The organism is Nocardia puris (assembly GCF_036051655.1).
Taxonomy (GTDB): domain Bacteria; phylum Actinomycetota; class Actinomycetes; order Mycobacteriales; family Mycobacteriaceae; genus Nocardia; species Nocardia puris.
On sequence record NZ_CP107943.1, the window covers coordinates 7,519,948 to 7,541,316 of the forward strand.

Consider the following 21,369-nt stretch of genomic DNA (forward strand, 5'->3'; position numbering starts at 1 on the left):
GCTGATCGCCTTCGGAATCCTGGCCCGAAACTTCTCTGCCTGCAAAACCGGATCATCCCGGGGTAACGTATGAGCTTGGATTCTCATTGACGCCTCCCATCAATATTGAACACGGACATCGTGACACATTTCGTTTGGCCACCGGTATCCCGAATGGAGACGCATGATAGGTCATCGGACCAGCCTCGATCACGTCAGCTGTCAAGATAGGAATTAGGAATTGCCATACTGTACAACTCACTTAAGTCGCTTACTTCGCGAGACTCCCCGGAGATGGCCTTACCGGAAACCGGATCATCCGGATACGTCGCCATCGCCTCCAGCGCTCGGAGCGGTGTCATACCTCCAGCATAAGCGCGGCCTATCCTATCCAGCCATACAAGCCCCGCCGCATACCCAGCATCTTCCGGCCAGTACGGCTCGAACGACATGGCGCTCCCTGCATCGGAGGCCCACAAGTATCCGAGTAGCCCGGGTTCACCGATAACGGGCATGTACACGACAGGGCCGTCGGTGGACCGGTTGAATCCGCTTTCAGCGTCATTCTTCTGAAAAATAGAGTTTCGTCGCCGAACTTCAAAGAACCATGTATCCGCGGGATCACCGTTCAATTTGAAATCGTTCAAGATCCCTGTTTCACTGGCGTTCGCAAAAAGCGTCGGAGTATCAGGATCGGCCTCGTCATCCATCAAGTCAGATATCCGATCCAACGCGGCCGTCAGACGAGGCGCATTGTAAGCATACACAAACTTTTGCGGGCGCCCTTTGAGATCGAAGGGCAACCAAGCATCAGTGAAGGTCTCGAAGGAGATGGAGAGATGCGGTTCATCCAGTTGCCGCGCCGACGCGACAAATCGTATTGCCTTCTCTTGCCTCTCTGATCGCCCTTCTGGACCGATCACGATCGTCGGTGTGCAGTACACGAAAGCTGTCACCGACCCGACCTCCCCCTCAATAGCCTTGGATCGCAGGTCTTCTACGACCCGACCCATGTCCGACTGCGACATACCCGCCGACAGTACGATTGTGCCGTCCCACAGAACAACGTTGGATCGACCGACCTGATTCACGATCACACGGGCCTCGACACTCTCGTCGGATAGCCGCAACCCTACAAGCACGTCAAGGACGCTTCTGGCACCAGAAAGTGCCGAAAGTTCCAGCACTTGATCGGCAGGTGTGTAGCGCCCCCACGTCCACCGTGCGATCGACTCCGACTCAGTGATCACGACTCAGCCTCTCCCGGAGAAAAAATGCCATCAGCAGGGACACGAACAACGTGCCCATCCACAGTTCGGATAAGAATCTGCACATCAGCAGAAGAGTGCATCTGCCCCAACCGCTCAGCCACTCTGTGCATATTGACCTCCTCCAGGGTGCCCGCCGTGTCAACCACAAATACCCTGACGTCCGCACCCGAGTTCTGGAGCTGATACATGTTAGCATCCACTTTTTGGAAGATCTTCTTCGGGTTCGCCACACTCTTCAGCTGGTACGCGTAGGTTCGGCCATTGTTGTCGCGAGCGAGAACGTCGATATCAGTTCCATCTCCGGTACGGACGCCCGGCTTCAGATCATTGCCTTCCCCCTTCAATTCGAACTCTATATCACGCACACCCGCTTCGAACAAACTCTGCCCCAGTCTAATCTGTTCGATTGCCGCATTCAGAGAAGTCTCGTCCCGCTTGGCCAAGTTCGCGATCTGGTCCGAGTATCCGCGACAATGACGCAGATTGCCACTCGCTATAATTTCTGCAATACGAGCACCATCAGGATGGCTGCACAAGTTTCGTATAATTCCTTCTACATTATCTGCTTTTATTCGCGCGCTCCCACCGTCTGGCAGCTTAAATTGATCGCGGAGCCGCTGCTCGGTTTCCCCGCCCGCAGCCAACGGTTTTGGTTCGTTCTCCGTTGAACGGGCCCATTCGATAACGTCCGGTCTCAAGTTGCGGTTGCTGTTGTCAACAGCATCATCGCCCATGTAGTCGATGGGGGTGTCGGGGGATGGGGGTGGGGTGTTGGTGGGGGTTTGGGGTGGGGTGGTGGGGGTTTGGCCTTCGGGGGTGGTGGTGGTCCAGGTGCCGTTGTTGCGGATGTGGGCGGGGCTGTCGGGTTTGTTGGGGGTGCCTACGGCGTCGGAGGGGGTGTGGACGGGGACGCCGAGTTCGTTGGCTATGTGGCGGGCCAGGTCAGGGTTGTTGCTGGTGTTGCAGGCGACGAGGCGGATCGGGGTGCCGGGGGTGTAGTCGGGATTGTTGCGGATGGCGTCGACGATTTGGTCGGGGGTGAGGTTGTTGAGGGGGTTGCCGTTTTGGTCGGCGTGGAAGATGACGTCGAAGTCGCCCTCGTTGCGGAGGTTTTGTTGGACGCGGCGGGTGGCGGGGTCGTCGCCGAGGGCGGTGCTGGTGGGGGTGTGGGTGACCCGGGGGGTGGTGGGTTTGGTGGGGTCGGTTGAGGTGTCGTCGTCGGGTTTGGTGGGGTTGTCGGGTTTGGTTGGGTCGGTGGGGGTTTCGGGTTTGGTGGTGTTGGAGGGGGTGGTCGGCTCGTTTTGGGTAGGGATGGTCGGCCGGTCGGGGGTGGCGTCGGCCGGTTGGGTGTTCCACGGGGTGGAGTTCGGGTTGTATTCGGTTTGTTTGAACCAGTTTTGCCAGTCCTGGTAGGAGCGCTGGTTCGGGGTGTTGCTTTGGGGGGTGGTGTTCGGGAGGGGTTGTGTGGGGAGGTTCGGGGTTGCCGGGTTCGGAGGCTGGGCGGAGAGGGGGGCGCGGGTGTCCGGGAGGTTTTTGAAGGGGGTGTCCGGGCGGCTTTGGTTTGCCGGATTGTTCGGGTTCCCGGGGTGGTTCCGGTCGCCCGGTTGGTACGGGTTGGTCGGCTGGTTCGGGTTACCGGGCTGGTTCTGGTAGTCAGGCCGATTCGGGTTGGCCGGCTGACTCGGGTAGTCGGGCCGGTTGCCGTTGCCCGGCTGATTCGGGCCGTTCGGCTGGGTTCGGTTGTTCGGCTGATTCGGATTACCCGGTGTGTTCGGCTTGTTTTGGAAGCCGGGCGGAGGCGTAGGACGCGGAGGTGTGCCCGGCTGAGAAGGGTTGGGGTGGTGTGGATTCCCGGGGTTTGCGGGATTCGGGAAGCCCTGTTGGGGGCGGGTCGGGGAGGTGGGTTGGTTTTGCCAGGACGATTGGCCGGGCTGGTTGGGGTTCGGGGTGTTGGGGCCCGCAGGGAACGTCGGGTGGCCGGGGGTGTTCGCGGCCGGGCCGCGGTTGGGCGGGTAGGCGGAATTGCCCGGGTGTGCGGGAGGACCGGGCGGCGTGTTGGTTGGAGGGCTGGTGGCGATGTGGGTGCGTTCGGCGCGGATTTCGGCGTCTGTGGGTTGGTAGCGGCCGATGTGGGGGTTGTATTGGCCGGCGTAGAACGGGTCGCGCGGGATGGGGCGGCCGTCGTTGAAATGGGCGATGTATTTGTGGGTCGCGGGGTCGTGGCCGGGGCGGTTGGCTGGGCCGAGGGGGTTGGGCTGGCGTGGGGAATCGCCCGAGGGGCGATCGCCATTCGGGTGGTTCTGCGGGTTCGCCGACTGGGACCCGGTCGGGCGCTGGGGGCCCGGCTGGTCCGACGGGCGCTGTGCGTTCGGTTGATGCTGCGAGTTGGGTTGGCCCTCAGGCGAGTTGGTTCGGCCCGGTGAGTTCGGTTGATTCGGCGATCCGGGGACCTGGGGATTCGAGGGGCGTTGGCCGTTCGGCTGGTTCTGCGAGTTCTGATGGCTCGCGGGAGTGTTCGAGCTGTCCCGTGAGGTCGGTTGGCCCTGCGGGTTGGGGTTGGTCGGCGACGCCGAGGGTCGGTCGTTCGGCTGGGCCTGCGGGTTCGCCGGGGTCCGGGAGTCGTTCGGGCGCTGCGGGTTCGACTGCGCCGGGGGGTTCGGCGGCTGGTGCTGCGCCGGCCGGCTCGGTGAGTTCTGCTGACTCTGAGCGGGATTCGGGTTTCGCGCGGGGTCCGAATGATGCTGAGGGTTCGGTTGGCCCTGCGGATGGTTCGGGGTGTTCTGGGTTCCCGGCGGGCTCTGGGCCGGGCGGGGTTGGGCTGCGTTGGGGGCCGCCGCTGCGGCTGGGGCGCCCACGCCGGGATCACCAGAGGTGGGGCGGGCGGTGTCGACGGGGGTCGAGGCCGGTGAGCCGGTGAATGGGGTGCCGGTGGTGGGTGGGGCGGTCATTGTGGAGGCCGCCGCGGTCGTGGTGTCCGTGGAGGACGGGGTGTTCGACGAGGGCGTGCCCTGGGCTGGCGTAGCGGGAACGCCCGTGACGGGAGTGCCGGTGGGCGTGCCGGGCGCGCTGTTTTCGGTATCCGAGGGGGGTGTGGTTGCGCGAGAAGGTGATTGGCCGGAAGGGGTGGTGTCGGCTGGGTTGGGCTGGGAGGTGCCGGTGGGCTGGCCCTGCGACGGAGAGCCCGTGGAGGGGGTGGACGGCTGGCCGCTCAGCGGGGCGCCGGTCGGTTGACCCGTGCCCGAGGGTTGGGCGGGATCCGAGGAGGTGGGTGTGCCGCTCGTCGGCTGTTGGGTTCCCGAAGGTTGGGACGGGGTGCCGTTGTCCGAAGGTTGGCCGGTCGAGGGTTGGTTCTGCTGCGAACCCGGCTGGGACGGGGACGGATCGGACGGAGAGCCCGGCGTCGGGTTCTGATTGCCCGAGGGCTGCGGTTGGTCGCCGGACGGGGTCGACTGCTGGCTGCCAGACGGCAGAGACTGCCCCGGGTCCGACGGAGAGCCCGGCGTCGGGTTCGACTGCTGGTTGCCGGAGGGCGACTGGCCCGAGTCACCAGGAGTCGTCGGCTGTTGGCTGCCGGACGGCTGCGACTGGCCGGGGTCGGTCGGTGAGCTCGGGGGCCGACTGGACTGCTGGTTGCTCGCGGGATCGTTAGCCTCGGGGCCGCTCGGGGTGTTGGCCTGACCACCGGTCGGCTGTGGCTCCCCCGCTCCGCCCGGCGAATCCGGCGACGGCTGGCTGCCCGACGGCTGCCCCGGGTCCGATGGCGAGCTCGGTGACGGGTTCGACTGCTGACCACCCGAGGGCTGCGACTGACTCTGATCGCCAGGCGAGCTCGGGGGCTGATTGGACTGCTGGTTGCCCGATGGCTGAGACTGCCCCGGATCGCCCGGCGAGCCCGGCGACGGATTCGACTGCTGATTACCTGAGGGCTGCGACTCCCCCGGATCGCTGGGCGACCCCGACGGCGGATTCGACTGCTGACCACCCGAGGGGTTGGTCTGGCCGGGGTCGCTCGGTGGGTTCGACTGCTCGCCCCCGGACGGCTGCGACTCCCCCGCCCCGCTCGGCGAACCGGACGGCGGATTCGACTGCTGGTTGCCCGACGGCTGGGACTGCCCGGGGTCGTTCGAGGACCCCGGAGGCTGTGAGCCCGATGGCTGCGATTGCTGCGATCCCGACGGTTGTGTCGAACTGTCCTCGTCGTTCGATCCCGACGGCTGCGACTGACCGGGATCCTCCTCCCCGGAATTCTGGTCCTGGTTCGGCGAACCCTCCTCGCCATCCCCGGAGTTGTTGTTGCCGTTATTGTTTCCGCCGTCGTTGCCGTCACCCCCATCACCACCACTGTTGCCCAGCGATTCCATCGACGACTGCGCACCGCCCGCCAGCGACGACGTCAACGTGTCGGCGGACAGCACGTCCTCGAGGTTGAATTCCTCGCCGGTCAACGCCGCCTCGGTCGCGGCCGACGCCACCTCGCTGCCGAGCCCGGTCAGCGTGTCCTTCGCGCCGTCCTTCAACGCCTCGGTGAAGCGGTTGCCCGGCGCATCGCCGCCGTCCGAGCCGTCGCCGTCGGAGGAATCGTCATTGCCACTCGGGTTCGTGCTGTCGTCGTCTTGGGAGTTGTTGTCGCCGCTCGGCGACCCGTCTCCGTCCGAGTTGTTGTTCCCGCTCGGCGAGTTGTTGTTGTTCCCACCGGGTGAGTTGTTATTTCCGCCGGGCGAGTTGTTATTGCCGCTCGGGTTGGTACCGCTCGGATTCGTGCTGTCGTCTTGCGAATTGTTGTTCCCGCTCGGGTTGGTGCTGTCGTCCTGCGAATTGTTGTTCCCGGGCTGCGAGTCATCGTCGTTCTGCGAATTGTTGTTCTGGGAACCGTTGTTCCCATCACCATCCCCCGACCCGTTCCCGTTCCCCCCGTCGTTCCCGTCCCCGCCGCGCTGCCGACCCCCGCCGCCGCTGAACAACCCCTCCGTGGCCCCGCCGACACCCGCGGAGATCAGATTCTGCCCGGACTCGATCCACTCTTCCTTCGACAGCGGGTCCCGCCGGTCCGCCGCCACCTGGGCGAGCTTGATGCCCACGTCGAGGATCGCCTCCTCGAGCACCGCCTCCCACATGCCCCGCAGCGCGGCGCGCCCCGCCGCCTTCATCGCGGCCTTGGAGATGATCCGCTTGATCAACTGTTTGATCGCGACGCGGATCGCCACCTGCGTCGCCGCACGGGCCGCGGCACCGGCCGCCGCACCGGCGGGCGCGCCGACACCGGTCGCCATCGCGGCCAGCGCCGCCGCCATCTCGATGGCGAAGATCACCAGCGATGCGATGATCACCAGTTTGGTGTGCTCGATATCGGCCGCGCCGTCACCGATCTGATCGGCCAGCGTCTCGACGTGTTTGACCAGGCCGGCGAACGCCCCCTGCCCCTCCCCCAGCTTCTCCCAGTGCTGGCTCAGCGCCTCGGCGGTATCACCGTCGACGGCCGTCAGCGCCGCCTTGACGACGGTCGAGGCGTCGGCGCCGAGGTCGTTCAGGGAGTCGGCCAGCCCGGTCCAGGCGGTCTCCACCCGGCGCATCGCGGTCTCGTCACCCTCGGGCCAATCCCCTGCCCCCACAACGTATTTCGCGGCCCATTGCAGCGGCTCAGGAATCTCGATACCCACCCGATCGACCCCTCCGACGACTCCACCCGACCGTTACCGGGCACAAACATACCGACATCCCACTAGACGCAGCCAAACCCCCTACGGTTCCACCAACTTTCGCCGAATCCCCGACCCGCAGCTCGACCACTGCGGCGAGTACCGTCCGGCACTCGGCGCTGGACCCATCCACCGAACCTGCTCCCCGCACCGAGCGCGGGACCCCGAAGACGCTAGCCGGACCTCCGCGAGATGCGGCCGCCCACCGCCGACTCATGAGCGACGCGATGACCGCGCCCCGCCGCACAACCTCATAACCGACACGACCACCGCGCCCCGCCGAACGACGCAACTGCCGTCCCGCACTCACCCGACCGTTCGGCCCTATTCGCCGCCGGTAAGCGGCGCACGCGCACGCACGCCAACTCCCAGCACGTAACCCTGCCCTCGACCCCGGACCCCGGACCTTCCGCTCATGCTGCGGCGGACTGCGCTCCACCCGCCCCGCCCAACGGCAACTCAGCGGCCACCCGCTCCCGTCCTACGGAAGCTCGGCGCTCCACCCGCCCCGTCCCACGGCAGCTGGGCGGGCCCCCGGCACGCACTCACCGTCGCGGTCTTCGCCGACGGCCCACCACACCCCATCGATCCGGAACAAAGCCCCCACACCCGAACGTCCAGTACGTCGCGACGACGCCGCTCCCCGCGCCCGATACGCTGGACCCATGTCCGTGCGCACACGTCAACCCCTCGTTCCCGGCACTGTCTCGCCCGTCCGCGAGGTGCCGCGCTCCATCGAGCGTCCGGAGTACGCGTGGAAGAAGACGGCGAACGAGGGCCGCGAGCCGTGGGTGCAGACGCCGGAGACGATCGAGAAGATGCGGATCGCGGGCAAGATCGCGGCGCAGGCGCTGGAGGAAGCCGGGAAGGCGGTGGCGCCGGGCGTGACCACCGACGAGCTGGACCGCATCGCGCACGAGTTCCTGTGCGACCACGGCGCCTACCCCTCGACGCTCGGGTACAAGGGCTTCCCCAAGTCGTGCTGCACCTCGCTGAACGAGGTGATCTGCCACGGCATCCCCGACTCCACCGTGATCGAGGACGGCGACATCGTCAATATCGACGTCACCGCCTACATCCACGGCGTGCACGGCGACACCAACAAGACGTTCCTGGCCGGTGACGTGGACGAGGAGGTGCGCCTGCTCGTCGAGCGCACCGAGGAGGCCACCCTGCGCGCCATCAAGGCGGTGCGCCCCGGGCGCGCGCTGAACGTGATCGGCCGGGTCATCGAGTCGTACGCGAACCGGTTCGGCTACGGCGTGGTGCGCGACTTCACCGGGCACGGCGTGGGCCCCACTTTCCACAGCGGCCTGGTGATCCTGCACTACGACCAGCCCGCCGTGGAGTCGGTCATCGAGCCGGGCATGACGTTCACGATCGAGCCGATGATCAACCTCGGCGGCATCGACTACGAGATCTGGGACGACGGCTGGACCGTGGTCACCAAGGACCGCAAGTGGACCGCCCAGTTCGAGCACACCCTGGTGGTCACCGAGACCGGCTCGGAAATCCTGACCCTGCCGTGAGCCCGCGCGGCGCGCTGCTGGTGGCGGGCGCCACCTCCGACGCGGGCAAGAGCGTCGTGGTGGCCGGGTTGTGCCGGATGCTGGCGCGGCGCGGGGTGCGGGTCGCGCCGTTCAAGGCGCAGAACATGTCGAACAACTCCGTGGTCACCCTCGACGGCGGGGAGATCGGGCGCGCGCAGGCGTTGCAGGCGCGGGCGTGCGGGCTCGAACCGAGTGTGCGATTCAACCCGGTGCTGCTGAAGCCGGGCAGCGATCGGCGCTCGCAGCTGGTGGTGCGCGGCCGGGCCATCGGCACGGTCGGAGCGGCCGACTACATCGAGCACCGGCGCGAGCTGCGCGCCGTGGTGGCGGCCGAATTGGCCGCGCTGCGCGACGAATTCGACGTGGTGATCTGCGAGGGCGCGGGCTCGCCCGCCGAGATCAACCTGCGCGCGACAGACCTGGCGAACATGGGTCTGGCGACGGCGGCCGCGCTGCCGGTGGTGGTGGTCGGCGATATCGACCGCGGCGGCGTGCTGGCGCACCTGTTCGGCACGCTCGCCGTGCTCGAGCCGGAGGACCAACGGTTGATCGCGGGCTTCGTGGTCAACAAGTTCCGCGGCGACATCGACTTGCTGCGCCCCGGACTGGACCGGCTGACCGAGCTCACCGGCCGGCCGACGCTCGGCGTGATCCCGTTCGCCGACGACCTCTGGCTCGACGCCGAGGATTCGCTCGGCACCGTCGCCGACGCGCCCGTGGGGCGGCCGGGACCGCCCGCGGGCACGGAATGGCTGACGGTGGCGGCGATCCGCCTGCCGCGCATCTCGAACTCGACCGACGTGGAAGCGCTGGCCTGCGAGCCGGGCGTGGCGGTGCGCTGGGTGCGAGACGCGTCGCGGCTGGCCGGTGCGGACCTGGTGGTGGTGCCGGGCAGCAAGGCGACCGTGTCGGATCTGGAGTGGTTGCGGCGCAACGGCATCGCCGACGCCCTGCGCGAGCGGGCGGCGCGCGGCGGTCCGATTCTCGGCATCTGCGGTGGCTATCAGATGCTGGGCAGGCGCATCACCGACCGCGTGGAGTCGGGGGCCGGTGCGGTCGACGGGCTCGGGCTGCTCGATCTGGATGTCGAGTTCGAGGATCCGAAAGTGCTGCGGCGCACCGAAGGTCGCAGCTCGACGAGAATTCCGTTGCAGGGGTACGAGATCCACCACGGACGCGTCACGCGCCATGCCGAAACCTCCTGGCTCGAAGCGGACGGTGCGCCGGAAGGCAGTGCGCGCGAAGCGATCTGGGGTACGCACCTGCACGGCTTGATGGAGTCCGACGTGTTCCGCCGCGACTGGCTGCGCACCGTCGCCGAGCGGGCCGGACGCGCGGGTTTCGCGGTCGCGCCGGACACCTCCGTGGCCGCTGTCCGCACCGCCCAGCTCGATCTGCTCGCGGACCTGATGGAAACCCACCTCGACCTGGAGCGGCTCGATCACCTGATCACCCACGGCGTTCCCCCGGACCTGCCGGTCCTCACCTCCGCCCTCGCCGATCCGGTGCCGTAACCGAGATCCGACGCCTTCGGCGTATTGCTTGGCAGCATGTGCCGGACCCACATGTGTGCACTGAGCTAGGTCCCCCTGAGGGGGCCAACGCCCTCGGCGCCCAGCGCTGAGCCCACACAGAGCCGCCCTCGACCACTCCAGCGGCTGCCCCGGGGCGCCCCGGAAACCGCCCCGTCACCTCCCTCACACGCCCACCGCACACCCACTCCCCCCGCGGTGTCCACCACCACCCGAAACCGCCCACTGTCCGAATCGTCACGAGTACCCGTTGCCCGCTGTCCGACACACGCGCGGCGTGTACCGTACTCGGGCATGGAGACTCGGCGGATCACGGTCGGTGACCGGACCTGGACCGTGCGGGTCGACGGTCCCGCATCGCGGCACACGGTGCTGCTGCTGCCCGACGTGGGCGACCCGGCGGACGTCTACGACCGGCTCGCGGCCCGGTTGCACACCTCCGACCTGCGCACCCTCGCCGTGGAGGCCGTCGACGACCTGGATCCGGCGGCGGTGCACACTCTGCTCGACGAACTCGGCGTGCCCTACGCGCACGTCGCCGGGCGCGGGGCGGGCGCGGCGCTGGCGTGGCGCACCTGCGCGGGACCGTTCGGCCGGTTCATCAGCCTGGTGGTGGCCGACCACGGCCACCCGGCGGCGCCCGACGGCGCGGGCCACGTGGCCGACGCCGACTGCCGCCCGCTGGAGCTGCCGGTCACCATGCTGGTGACCAAGCGGCTGCCGCGCAGCGTCGCCGATGCCTCGGGCCGGTTCGTCTACGGCGAGTTCCGGGTGGTGCAGGTCGACGTGGACAATGTCGCCGCCGAAGCCGACCAGGAACTGGCCACCGAGATCGTGCTACGCACCGGCCTCTGGTGACTTGCGCCGGTACTCGGCCAACCAGTCCAGCCAGCTGTCCAGCTCTTCGAACGCCTTGGCGCGCACCTCGGGCGCGGAGAGGAACACGTCGTGGCGCGCGTTCTCGATCGGCACGATATTGGTGCGGTCGCCCAGGCAGCCGGCCCAGCGCTGGATCTGCTTGACGTCGAGCACGGTGTCGGCGACGTCGGCGGCCGGACCGTACTGGCGCATGAACTTCGTGAGCCGCGAGCGCAGCAGCAGCGCGGGCACGCCGATGTCGAGGCCCTGGTGCAGCCGGAAATGCCCGCGCCGGATGGCGCGCAACCAGCCGAAACGGATGGGGGCGCCGGCCAGCGGTTTCCAGTCCAGGTTGTAGTCCCACTCGCCCGCGGCGTCCTTGTGCAGACTGTGGCCGTAGGTGCTGATCTCGGCGCCGGGCAGCGTGGCGGTCTTGCGGAACCGGCCCAGCGCGTCGATGAGCGGCGTGCCGACGGTCCGGTAGTAGGACGGGCCCTGCAGGTCCAGCCACGGGCTGTTGAGCACCACGCCCACGACGCCCGACGCGACGCTGCCGGCCCGGCGGTTGAGCCGGTCCAGCCACAGCGAGGTGACGAGCCCGCCGGTGGAGTGCGCCACGATGAGCACCGGCAGCCCGGTCTCTTCGCGGATGATCCGCAGCGCCTCGTTCAGTTCCTCGTCGTAGTACGCCAGGTCGGTGACGTAGTGCAGGCTCTGCCCGTCGCGCAGCGAGCGGCCGCATTTGCGCAGGTCCAGCGCGTAGAAGCGGTGTCCGCGACCGGCGAAGTGCTCGGCCAGGTGCACCTGGAAGAAGTAGTCGGTGAAGCCGTGCACGTAGAGGACGGCGGTCTCGGTGGCCGGGGCGCCCGCGTCGGGGGTGTGGCGCACCAGGGTGGCCACCACGTCCCCTTCGCCGTCGGGATCCGGGCCCAGCGGGATGGTGCGCTGCTCGAAACCGGCGCCCAGCACGTCGGCCCGCCAGGTGCCGACGCTGGAATCGGTGATCTCGGACACGCCCAGCGAGGTCTCGTTCGTCACGGTCTTCAATCTAGGCCAGCCGGGCTCCGCATTGAAGACCGCGCCCGACCTGCGGCGCGGGAGGAAGATATCTCACATTCACCGGGTTCGTTCTCGGATATCCCGTGGGTGAGGTGCACAATTGGGCTTAGGTGAACGGCGGGTAACCTTATCGCCCGCCGAGTCATGACAGGCTCGTCCACAACCGCACAGCGCCCGTAGGCAAGGCCCACCGCGCCTGGTGGCCGCGCCAGAAGTGACAAGGAAGTCGATCGCCCCGTGCCGAACACCGTGACTGAAAAGACCGATGTCGTACTCATCGGTGCCGGGATCATGAGTGCCACCCTCGGCGCGCTGCTCCGTCAGTTGCAGCCCGAGTGGTCGATCTCGCTGTTCGAACGACTCGACGCGGCCGCGGCCGAGAGCAGCGACCCCTGGAACAACGCAGGCACCGGTCACTCCGCCCTGTGTGAACTCAACTACAGCCCGCTCGAGGCCGACGGCACGGTCAACGTGTCCAAGGCCATCGACATCAACGAGCGCTTCCAGGTCTCGCGCCAGTTCTGGGCGTACGCCGTGGAGAACGGCGTGCTCGGCGATCCGTCCGGGTTCATCAACCCGATCCCGCACGTCAGCTTCGTGCACGGTGCCGACGACGTGGACTACCTGCGCAAGCGCTACGAGGCGCTGGCCCCGCACCCGCTGTTCGAGGGCATGGAGTACATCACCGACCCGGCGGAGTTCTCCCGCCGCCTGCCGCTGATGGCCAAGGGCCGCGACTTCGCCGACCCGATCGCGCTGAACTGGACCGACGGCGGCACCGATATCGACTTCGGCTCGCTCACCAAGGGCCTGCTCGCCCACCTGGGCGCGACGGGCGCGGATCTGGCGTTCGGCCAGGAGGTCCGCGATCTGTCCAAGCAGTCCGACGGCAGCTGGATCGTGAAGGTGCGCAACGTGCGCACCCGCGAAACCCGCACGGTGCACGCGAAGTTCGTGTTCGTGGGCGCGGGCGGCGGTGCGCTGCCGCTGCTGCAGAAGTCGGGCATCAAGGAGATCAAGGGTTTCGCGGGCTTCCCCGTGAGCGGCCAGTTCCTGCGCTGCACCAACCCCGAGCTGATCGCCCAGCACGACGCCAAGGTGTACGGCAAGGCGGCCGTGGGCGCGCCTCCGATGTCGGTGCCGCACTTGGACACTCGCGTCATCAACGGCAAGCCCGGCCTGCTGTTCGGCCCGTACGCGGGCTGGACCCCGAAATTCCTCAAGGACGGCAAGAACACCGACCTGTTCAAGTCGATCCAGCCGAACAACATCGGCTCCATGCTGGGTGTCGCGTTCACCGAGATGCCGCTGGCCAAGTACCTGGTGTCGGAGCTGCTGAAGTCGCAGGCCGGCAAGGTGTACACGATGGAGGAGTTCATCCCCCGCGCGCACGGCCACGACTGGGAGCTGATCACCGCCGGTCAGCGCGTGCAGATGATCCGCCGCAAGGGTGTGGGCGGCGTGCTCGAACTGGGCACCGCCGTGATCGCCGCCCAGGACGGCACCATCGCCGGTCTGCTCGGCGCCTCGCCGGGCGCCTCGACCTGCGTCACCGCGATGCTGGACGTGCTGCAGCGCTGCTTCCCGAGCGAGTACGAGCAGTGGGCGCCGCAGCTGAAGTCCATGGTGCCGTCGCTGGGCGTGAAGCTCTCGGAGAACAAGGCGCTGTTCCACGAGGTGTGGGACTGGACCAACAAGGCCCTCGAGCTCACCGGCAGCACCACCGAGCCGGAGCGGGCCGGAGTCTCCGCCGCGCGCTGAGCGCACGCGTCGTCCACGGAAACGCCCGGCCTCCGGGCGTTTTCGCGTTTCCGGGGACGAATCCGTGCGGGAGTCGTGACCCGCTTCACCCGCCGACGCGCGTGGGTCTGTGATAGCAATGAGCGATGATGTCAACGGTAGTTCTCAAACGGTCATGGGCGCAGGATCTCGACACCGCGACCCTGTATCAGCTGTTGAAACTGCGCGTCGAGGTCTTCGTCGTGGAGCAGAAATGCGCGTACCCGGAGTTGGACGGGCGCGACCTGCTGCCCGAGACGCGGCACTTCTGGCTCGACGACGAGGGTGAGGTCATCTCGACGCTGCGGCTGCTCGAGGAGCACGAGGACGGCGTCACCTCGTTCCGCATCGGCAGGCTGTGCACCGCCCCCGCGTCACGCGGCCACGGCTACACCACCCGCCTGCTGCAGGCCGCGCTGGCGGAGGCGGGCTCGGCGACGGTGCGCCTGAACGCGCAGACCTACCTGGTGGACCTGTACGCCAAGCACGGCTTCAAGCCCGACGGCGAGGAGTTCGACGACGACGGGATCATGCACATCCCGATGCGCCGGGGCTGAGCGGGCAGGCCGACGCCCGGCTCTCGGCATCGCCGACCCGTCACGCGGCACCGGACCGTCTCGCGCCGCCGGACGGAATAGATTCGGACCACAGTCCGTTTATTCGACCGATCGAACAAGGCAACTCACGGATCGGATGTGCGCTGTGGAACTGGGACTGACGACCTTCGCCGAGCTGTACCCCACCGCGGACGCCCCCGCGCCCAGCGCGGCGCAGCGGCTGCGCGAGGTGGTGGCGGAGGCCGTCGCCACCGAGCGCGCCGGACTCGACGTCTACGGCGTGGGCGAACACCACCGGAAGGATTTCGCCGCCTCCGCGCCCGCCGTCGTGCTGGCGACGATCGCCGGACGCACCGAGCGCATCCGGCTGACCAGCGCGGTGACCGTGCTCAGCTCCGACGATCCGGTGCGCGTGTACCAGGATTTCGCCACGCTGGACGGGTTGTCGAACGGGCGGGCCGAGCTCATGGCCGGGCGCGGCTCCTTCACCGAGTCGTTCCCACTGTTCGGGCTGGACCTGTCCGACTACGACGAGCTGTTCGAGGAAAAACTCGCGCTGCTGTTGAAGATTCGCGACGACGAGCCCGTCACGTGGTCCGGCCGGTTCCGCGCGCCGCTGCGCGACACGATCGTCTACCCGCGCACCGAGGACCGGCCGCTGCCGGTGTGGATCGCGGTCGGCGGCAGCCCGGAATCGGTGGTGCGCGCCGGACTCCTCGGCCTGCCGCTGGCGATCGCGATCATCGGCGGGCAGCCCGCGCGGTTCAAGCCGCTGGTCGACCTCTACCACCGGGCGCTCGACGAGGGCGGACAGGAACGGCAGCCGGTCGCGGTGCACGCCCACGGCTATGTGGCCGACACCGACGAGCAGGCCGTGGCCGACTTCTACGAGCCGTACGCGCGGGCGATGGGCATCATCGGACGCGAACGCGGTTGGGGCCCGATGACCCGCGCGCAGTTCGACGCGATGCGCTCCCAGAGCGGTTCGCTGTTCGTCGGGACACCCGACTACGTCGCCGAGAAGGTGGCCGATCTGCGCGATACCCTCGGCCTCGACCGGTTCATGCTGCACACCAGTGTCGGCACCCTGCCGCACGAGAAGGTGGTGCACGGCATCGAACTGCTGGGCACCAAGGTCGCACCGCAGGTGCGGTGAGACCCGTTGCCTCACTCCACCAGTCGCGCCTCGAAGGCGATGCGGTCGCCGCGATAGAGCGAGCGCACCCGCTCGACGGAGACGCCGTCCGGGTCGACACTGCGCCGGTTGAGCAGCAGCAGCGGCATGGCCGTGCTGCACTCCAGCAGCGCGGCCTCGCGGGGTGAGGCGAGCACGGTCTCGATGCGTTCGGTTGCGGCGCCGAAGGTGACGCCGCGCTCGCGCAGCGCCGCGTAGAGCGAGGTGGTGGGGTCGTAGCCGTCGCGCAGGCCGGCGAAGCGCGGCAATGGCAGGAACGTGCTCTCCAGGCCGATGCGTTCCCCGTCGGCCAGTAGGACCCGCTCCAGGTGCATGACCGGAGCGCCGGGGGCGATATCGAGATCGCGGGCCGTGTCGGCGTCGGCGGGGAGGTCTTCCCAGCCCACCAGGATGCGGCCGGGCACGCGTCCGAGGCTCAGCGCACCCTCGGTGTAGGAGCGCAGCGAGAGCGGCTGCACCATCTTCGGACGCGACACCACGGTGCCCCGGCCCTGGCGGCGAACCCGCCCCTCCACCAACAGATCTCGCAACGCCTGGCGCACCGTCTCGCGCGCGACCGCGAACCGGACGGCGAGTTCCCGTTCGGAGGGCACCGGATCGCCTTCGGCGAGACCGTCGATCATCTGCTCCAGCTCGGTCCGCACGTGGTACGACTTGGGCAGCCGCCCCGGAATCGCGGAATCGCCGTTCGCCCTGGGCATTTCGGCGCGCGCGGCGCGCGCTGGTTCGGTCGCCTCCATGAGCCCAGCGTACCCGAGACTGGTCTATACCAATTATTAACCTGGCGTTTGCACAGGAAACACTCATTGGTCTAGACCATTGCCCACCATGGTTCCCATGCGATTGGTCATCATCGGCGGCGGCATCCTCGGCACGGCGCACGCCGTCGCCGCGATCCGCCGCGGACACGAGGTAGTCCAGCTCGAACGCGAGCCCGAAGCGCGCGGTGCGACCGTGCGCAACTTCGGCCTGGTGTGGGTGTCGGGACGCACCGACGCGGAGCTGGCGCTCACCCTGCGTTCGCGCGAGCTGTGGGAGGAGATCGGCGGCAAGGTCCCCGGCGTCGGCTTCCGGCCCGCCGGGTCGATCACGCTGGTGCGCACCCCCGAGGAGTTGGCGGTCGCCGAAGCCGCCGCGGCGGGCGAGACCGCCGAGGCGCGCGGATTCACGCTGCTCGAGCCCGGCGAGGTGCGGGCGCTGAATCCCGCGCTGCGCGGCAAATACCTTGCGGGACTGCACTGCTCGACCGATGCCGCGGTCGAGTCGCGCCAGGCGCTGCCCGCGCTGCGCGCCTACCTCACGGCCTCGGGGCGCTACGTCTTCCACGCGGGCACCGAGGCCAGGGCCGTCACCGACACCGGTTCCGGCGCGACGGTGCTCGACGATCAGGGCCGCACGCACGCCGCCGATCTGGTGCTGCACTGCCCCGGCGCGGCCCACTCGGGCCTCACCAAGGAACTGGTCGCCGACCTCCCGGTGCGCCGCGTGCGACTGCAGATGATGCAGACCGCGCCGCTGGGCGAGCCGCTGACCACCGCGATCGCCGACGGCGACAGCTTCCGCTACTACCCCGGTTTCGCCGGGCCCGAGGTGGACGCGCTCACCCGCGAACAGGCGCAGACCGCGACCGCCGCCGAGCACAAGATGCAGCTGCTCTGCGTGCAGCGCCTGCACGGCGGGCTGACCATCGGCGACACCCACGAGTACACCGAGCCGTTCGCCTTCGACGTGGACGAGGCCCCCTACGACCACCTCACGACGGTGACCGAGGAACTGCTCGGCCGCGAGCTGCCGCCGATCGTGCGCCGCTGGGCCGGTGTCTACAGCCAGAGCGTCGACCCCGGCGCGCTGGTGACCCGCGCCGCCGCGAGCGACCACATCCGGGTGATCACCGGCCCCGGCGGCCGCGGGATGACGCTCGGCCCCGCCCTCGGCGAGGAAACCGCCGACCTGCTCGGACTCTGAGGAGAACCCATGTCGCCCAAGACGATCGACCTCGCCGTACTGGATATGGCGGGCACCACCGTCGCCGACGACGGCCTGGTGGTGCGCGCCTTCGAGGCCGCCGCCACCGCCGCCGGACTGCCCGCCGAAGGCCCCGAGCGGGACAAGGCCCGCGCCTATGTGCTGGAGACGATGGGTCAGTCCAAGATCAGCGTCTTCCGCGCCCTGCTCGGTGACGACGACCGGGCACGCACCGCCAACGAGGCCTTCGAAGCGGCCTACGACGCGCTCATCGACGAGGTCGGCGTCACGCCGATTCCCGGTGCGGCCGAGGCGATCTCGGGCCTGCGCGCCGACGGCGTGCGCGTCGCATTGACGACCGGTTTCAGCCGCGCGACGCAGGATCGCCTGCTCGCCGCGCTGGACTGGGCGGACCTGACCGACCTCACGCTCGCGCCCTCGGACGCCGGTCGCGGCCGCCCCTACCCCGATCTGGTGCTGACCGCGCTGCTGCGGCTGCGCGTCGACGCCGTCGACCGGGTCGCCGTGCTCGGCGACACCACCAGCGATATCGCGACCGGACTGGCCGCGGGCGCCCGGATCGTCGCGGGCACGCTCACCGGCGCGCACGACGAGGAGCAGCTGCGCGCCGCGGGCGCGACCCACGTGGTGCCCTCCGTCACCGAGTTCGCCGACCTGATCCGCGCCGAGCGCGGCTGAGGCTCCCGCGTTCACGCGGGCGAAACCCCTGTCCCGTCGACCATCGAACCCCCACGAAGCGAAAGATGCTGCCATCGTGCGTACTTCACCCACGCGCCTGTCCCGAGTCCTGAACAGAACCGCCCTCCTGGTCGCGGCCGCCACCACCGTCGCCGTCACCGGGGCCTGCGGCGGCACCGGCGCAGGCGGATCCGGCGGGGAGACGGTCACCGTCTACTCCGCCGACGGCCTCGACGGCTGGTACGCCACCCAGTTCGAGAAGTTCGAAGCCGAGACCGGCATCGCGGTCGACCTCGTCGCCGCGGGCTCGGGCGAGGTGGTGAACCGGCTGGAGAAGGAACAGTCCAACCCGCAGGCCGATGTGGTGGTGACGCTGCCGCCGTTCATCCAGAAGGCCGACAGCGCCGGACTGCTCGAGCCGCACGGCGTCGACACCGCCGCCTACCCCGACACCGAGAAGGACCCCGCGGGCAAGTACGTGAGCCTGGCGGGCAACTACCTGAACTTCATCGCGCACTCCTCGGTCGACGCGTCCGCCCTCACCTGGGACGACCTGCTGAAGCCGGAATACCGTGGCAAACTGCAATATTCGACGCCGGGGCAGGCCGGTGACGGCACCGCCGTGCTGATCCTGCTGCAGCAGTTGCGCGGCAAGCAGGGCGCGCTGGACTACCTGAACGCGTTGCAGGTCAACAATGTCGGGCCGTCGTCGTCCACCGGCAAGCTCCAGCCGAAGGTCGACAAGGGCGAACTGCTCATCGCCAACGGCGACATCCAGATGAACATGGAATCGATCACCGCCAGCGGCTCCACGTTCGACATCTTCTTCCCCGCCTCGCCCGGCGGCGCCAAGCACACGGTGGCGCTGCCGTACTTCATCGGCCTGGCGAAGGGCGCGCCCAACTCCGAGGGCGGGCGCAAGCTGATCGAGTTCCTGCTCAGCAAGGACGTGCAGCAGACGCTGGGTCCCGACGCGTTCGCGGTGTCGGCGCGCACCGACGTCAGCGGCACCGGTTCCGGCACCACGCCGGCCTCGCTGCTCGAGGGCGTGGAGATCGTGCGGCCGGACTGGTCGCGCGTGCTCGCCGAACTCGACGCCGACCTCGCCGCCTACAACCAGGCCATCGGAGGCTGACATGATCCGCGGCGAGACGCTCACCGAATCGTCCACGGCCACCGGGACTTCCGCGACCGGGGCCACCGAACCCGCCATCGTCTTCGACCGCGTCGGCGTGCGGTACGGCACCGGTCGCACGTCCACCGTCGCCCTGGCCGATTTCACGCTGCGCGTCGCCGCGGGCGAAACCGTCGCGCTGCTCGGGCCCAGCGGCTCCGGCAAGTCGACCGCGCTCAAGGCGCTGGCCGGATTCGTCCGGCCCACCTCGGGCGCGGTCCGGCTGGCCGGGCGCGACGTCACCCACCTCTCCCCCGCCAAACGCGGCATCGGCGTGGTGGTGCAGTCCTACGCGCTGTTCCCGCACATGAGCGTGGCAGGCAACGTCGCGTTCGGGTTGAAGGCCAATCGCGTGCCGCGCGGGGACATTCCGGCGCGGGTCACCGAGGCGCTGAGCATGGTGGGCATGGCCGACTACGCCAAGCGGCTGCCCCGGGAACTGTCGGGCGGACAGCAGCAGCGGGTGGCGATCGCCCGCGCGCTGGCGATCCGCCCGAAGGTGCTCCTGCTGGACGAGCCGCTGGCCGCGCTGGACGCGCAGCTGCGCCACTCCATGCTCGGTGAACTGCAACAGTTGCGAAAGGCCTTGCCGGACACGGCGATGCTGTACGTGACGCATGATCAAGCCGAAGCGCTGGCGCTGGCCGATCGCATCGCCGTCATGCGGGACGCGCGGCTGGTCGACATCGACACCGCGCGCAACCTCTGGCAGCGCCCGCCCAGCGACTTCACCGCCGCCTTCCTCGGTGGCGCGAACCTGGTGCCCTGCACGGTCAACCGGTCCTCGGGCGGGACCGCGCTGGTCACCGCGGGCGCGCACACCCTGCGCGCCGAGGCGCCGAAACCCGGTATCGGCGCGCTGGATTGGGAACCGGATTCACCCGCCCTGCTCTGCGTGCGGCCGCACACGGTGACGCTGACGGGGCCCGGCGAGCGGAATGCGTTGCCCGGCACCGTACTCAGCAACGTGTGGCGCGGCGCGGTGACGCGGGTGGAGATCGAGGTGGACGGACTCGGTGCCGCGCTCGCGGTGGACGTGCCCGGCCACGCCGAGCCGGAACCCGGTGCGGCCGTGGGCGTGCGCCTGCCCGACCCCGCCGGTGTGCTGATCCCCCGGCCGGTCGGCGGCGCGGCGGCTTCGGGCGACGCGGAGGATCCGGCATGACCGCGCTGCTCGACACGCCCGCACCCGAGACCGAACCGGACCCGGTACGCGAAGGCCGAAGGTGGCAGCCGGTCGCGTGGGCGCTGCCGCCCCTGCTCGTTGTCCTGCTCATCGCGGTCTACCCGATCCTGCGGGTCCTCACCGAATCCACGGTGACGCCCGACGGGCGCGGGCTGACGGTGTGGACCGACGTGCTCGGCTCCGAAGCGTTCCGGAACGCGTTGTGGCGCACCGTGTCCATCGCCGTCGCCTCCACCGCGGGCTGCCTGGTGCTCGGCACCTTCCTCGCCGTGGTCCTGGCGTTCGTGCCGTTCCCCGGATCGGCGGTGGTGGGCCGGCTCATCGACACCGTGCTCACCCTGCCGTCGTTCCTGGTGACGCTGGCGTTCACCTTCCTCTACGGCACGGCGGGCGCGGTGAACGCGCTGATCTCCGAGATCACCGGCCGCACGACGCCGCTGCTGGACTTCCTCTACACCCCGCTCGGCGTGATCGCGGCCGAGATCACCTTCTTCACGCCGTTCGTGGTGCGGCCCCTGCTCGCGGCCTTCGCCCAGCTGCCCCGCGAACAACTCGACGTGGCCGCGAGCCTGGGCGCCTCGCCGTGGCGGGTGCTGCGCCAGGTGGTGCTGCCCGAGGCGTGGCCCGCGCTGGCCGCCGGCGGCAGCCTGGTGCTGCTGCTGACGCTCAACGAATTCGGCATCGTGCTGTTCACCGGCGCCAAGGGCGTGCTCACGCTGCCCGCGCTGATCTACACGCGCGGCATCGTCACCTTCGACCTGCCCGGCGCGGCGGTGCTGGCCACCGTGCAGGTGGCGCTGTCGCTCACGCTCTACGCCCTCTACCGAGTCGTGTTCGCGCGCATGACCGCGCGGAAAGGACGGTGACCC

15 protein-coding genes are annotated in these 21,369 nt (G+C 68.8%); 11 read left to right on the plus strand and 4 right to left on the minus strand.

The window, feature by feature from the left end; translation table 11 throughout:
• Positions 1-194 precede the first annotated feature (194 nt).
• Entirely contained in the window at positions 195-1,229 is a 1,035-nt protein-coding gene (locus OHB21_RS34930; protein WP_195126276.1) for a hypothetical protein, read from the minus strand.
• Positions 1,226-6,907 (minus strand): WXG100-like domain-containing protein, encoded by a 5,682-nt coding sequence (locus OHB21_RS34935; RefSeq protein ID WP_195126275.1) that lies wholly within the window; start codon positions 6,905-6,907, stop codon positions 1,226-1,228. The genes OHB21_RS34930 and OHB21_RS34935 overlap by 4 nt, the downstream gene beginning before the upstream one ends.
• A 704-nt stretch (positions 6,908-7,611) precedes the next feature.
• On the opposite strand from OHB21_RS34935, the gene map reads away from it, so the two are divergent.
• The 3 genes from map to OHB21_RS34950 all read left to right on the plus strand — a co-directional run bounded on the left by map (position 7,612) and on the right by OHB21_RS34950 (position 10,886).
• A complete protein-coding gene (gene map, locus OHB21_RS34940) occupies positions 7,612-8,475 on the plus strand; it encodes a type I methionyl aminopeptidase (protein WP_067512735.1) in 864 nt (287 codons plus the stop codon).
• On the plus strand, positions 8,472-10,010 hold the full coding sequence (locus tag OHB21_RS34945) for a cobyric acid synthase (protein ID WP_195126274.1): 1,539 nt from the start codon (positions 8,472-8,474) through the stop codon (positions 10,008-10,010). The genes map and OHB21_RS34945 overlap by 4 nt, the downstream gene beginning before the upstream one ends.
• Positions 10,011-10,322: 312 nt before the next feature.
• Positions 10,323-10,886, plus strand: coding sequence for a hypothetical protein (locus OHB21_RS34950; RefSeq protein WP_067512739.1), 564 nt, complete (start codon positions 10,323-10,325; stop codon positions 10,884-10,886).
• Here OHB21_RS34950 and OHB21_RS34955 read toward each other — a convergent pair.
• Positions 10,866-11,924 (minus strand): alpha/beta hydrolase, encoded by a 1,059-nt coding sequence (locus OHB21_RS34955; protein WP_084538047.1) that lies wholly within the window; start codon positions 11,922-11,924, stop codon positions 10,866-10,868. The two genes, OHB21_RS34950 and OHB21_RS34955, sit on opposite strands and share 21 nt — an antisense overlap.
• A gap of 258 nt (positions 11,925-12,182) precedes the next feature.
• Between OHB21_RS34955 and mqo the strand changes: the two genes are divergently transcribed.
• The 3 genes from mqo (at position 12,183) to OHB21_RS34970 (ending at position 15,437) form a co-directional block, all read left to right on the plus strand.
• Positions 12,183-13,706, plus strand: coding sequence for a malate dehydrogenase (quinone) (mqo, locus tag OHB21_RS34960; RefSeq protein ID WP_084538044.1), 1,524 nt, complete (start codon positions 12,183-12,185; stop codon positions 13,704-13,706).
• Between the two features lie 125 nt (positions 13,707-13,831).
• Entirely contained in the window at positions 13,832-14,281 is a 450-nt protein-coding gene (locus OHB21_RS34965; protein WP_067512741.1) for a GNAT family N-acetyltransferase, read from the plus strand.
• A 145-nt stretch (positions 14,282-14,426) separates the two neighbouring features.
• Positions 14,427-15,437, plus strand: coding sequence for an LLM class flavin-dependent oxidoreductase (locus tag OHB21_RS34970; protein ID WP_067512742.1), 1,011 nt, complete (start codon positions 14,427-14,429; stop codon positions 15,435-15,437).
• Between the two features lie 11 nt (positions 15,438-15,448).
• On the opposite strand, the gene OHB21_RS34975 is transcribed toward OHB21_RS34970, so the two are convergent.
• Positions 15,449-16,177, minus strand: coding sequence for a GntR family transcriptional regulator (locus OHB21_RS34975; RefSeq protein WP_067512772.1), 729 nt, complete (start codon positions 16,175-16,177; stop codon positions 15,449-15,451).
• Between the two features lie 136 nt (positions 16,178-16,313).
• On the opposite strand from OHB21_RS34975, the gene OHB21_RS34980 reads away from it, so the two are divergent.
• The 5 genes from OHB21_RS34980 to OHB21_RS35000 all read left to right on the plus strand — a co-directional run bounded on the left by OHB21_RS34980 (position 16,314) and on the right by OHB21_RS35000 (position 21,366).
• The gene (locus tag OHB21_RS34980; protein ID WP_067512744.1) at positions 16,314-17,441 is read left to right on the plus strand and encodes a TIGR03364 family FAD-dependent oxidoreductase; all 1,128 of its coding nucleotides are present in this window, start codon (positions 16,314-16,316) and stop codon (positions 17,439-17,441) included.
• Between the two features lie 9 nt (positions 17,442-17,450).
• Positions 17,451-18,140 carry a phosphonatase-like hydrolase gene (locus OHB21_RS34985; RefSeq protein WP_195126273.1) on the plus strand — a complete coding sequence of 230 codons (690 nt, stop codon included), beginning with the start codon at positions 17,451-17,453 and terminating at the stop codon, positions 18,138-18,140.
• 76 nt (positions 18,141-18,216) lie between these two features.
• Positions 18,217-19,275 (plus strand): 2-aminoethylphosphonate ABC transporter substrate-binding protein, encoded by a 1,059-nt coding sequence (locus OHB21_RS34990; protein ID WP_195126272.1) that lies wholly within the window; start codon positions 18,217-18,219, stop codon positions 19,273-19,275.
• A gap of 1 nt (position 19,276) precedes the next feature.
• Positions 19,277-20,479 (plus strand): ABC transporter ATP-binding protein, encoded by a 1,203-nt coding sequence (locus tag OHB21_RS34995; protein WP_195126271.1) that lies wholly within the window; start codon positions 19,277-19,279, stop codon positions 20,477-20,479.
• Positions 20,476-21,366: a 2-aminoethylphosphonate ABC transporter permease subunit gene (locus OHB21_RS35000; RefSeq protein ID WP_067512750.1), complete on the plus strand. Its 891-nt coding sequence runs from the start codon at positions 20,476-20,478 to the stop codon at positions 21,364-21,366. Before OHB21_RS34995 ends, OHB21_RS35000 begins: the two co-directional genes overlap by 4 nt.
• Positions 21,367-21,369 lie beyond the last annotated feature (3 nt).

Bases quoted from the DNA above. Each gene is read 5' to 3' on its own strand.
- map (WP_067512735.1), top strand. From the start codon at position 7,612: ATGTCCGTGCGCACACGTCAACCCCTCGTTCCCGGCACTGTCTCGCCC.
- OHB21_RS34950 (WP_067512739.1), top strand. From the start codon at position 10,323: ATGGAGACTCGGCGGATCACGGTCGGTGACCGGACCTGGACCGTGCGG.
- OHB21_RS34965 (WP_067512741.1), top strand. From the start codon at position 13,832: ATGATGTCAACGGTAGTTCTCAAACGGTCATGGGCGCAGGATCTCGAC.
- OHB21_RS34975 (WP_067512772.1), bottom strand. From the start codon at position 16,177: ATGCCCAGGGCGAACGGCGATTCCGCGATTCCGGGGCGGCTGCCCAAG.
- OHB21_RS34980 (WP_067512744.1), top strand. From the start codon at position 16,314: ATGCGATTGGTCATCATCGGCGGCGGCATCCTCGGCACGGCGCACGCC.
- OHB21_RS34985 (WP_195126273.1), top strand. From the start codon at position 17,451: ATGTCGCCCAAGACGATCGACCTCGCCGTACTGGATATGGCGGGCACC.
- OHB21_RS34995 (WP_195126271.1), top strand. From the start codon at position 19,277: ATGATCCGCGGCGAGACGCTCACCGAATCGTCCACGGCCACCGGGACT.
- OHB21_RS35000 (WP_067512750.1), top strand. From the start codon at position 20,476: ATGACCGCGCTGCTCGACACGCCCGCACCCGAGACCGAACCGGACCCG.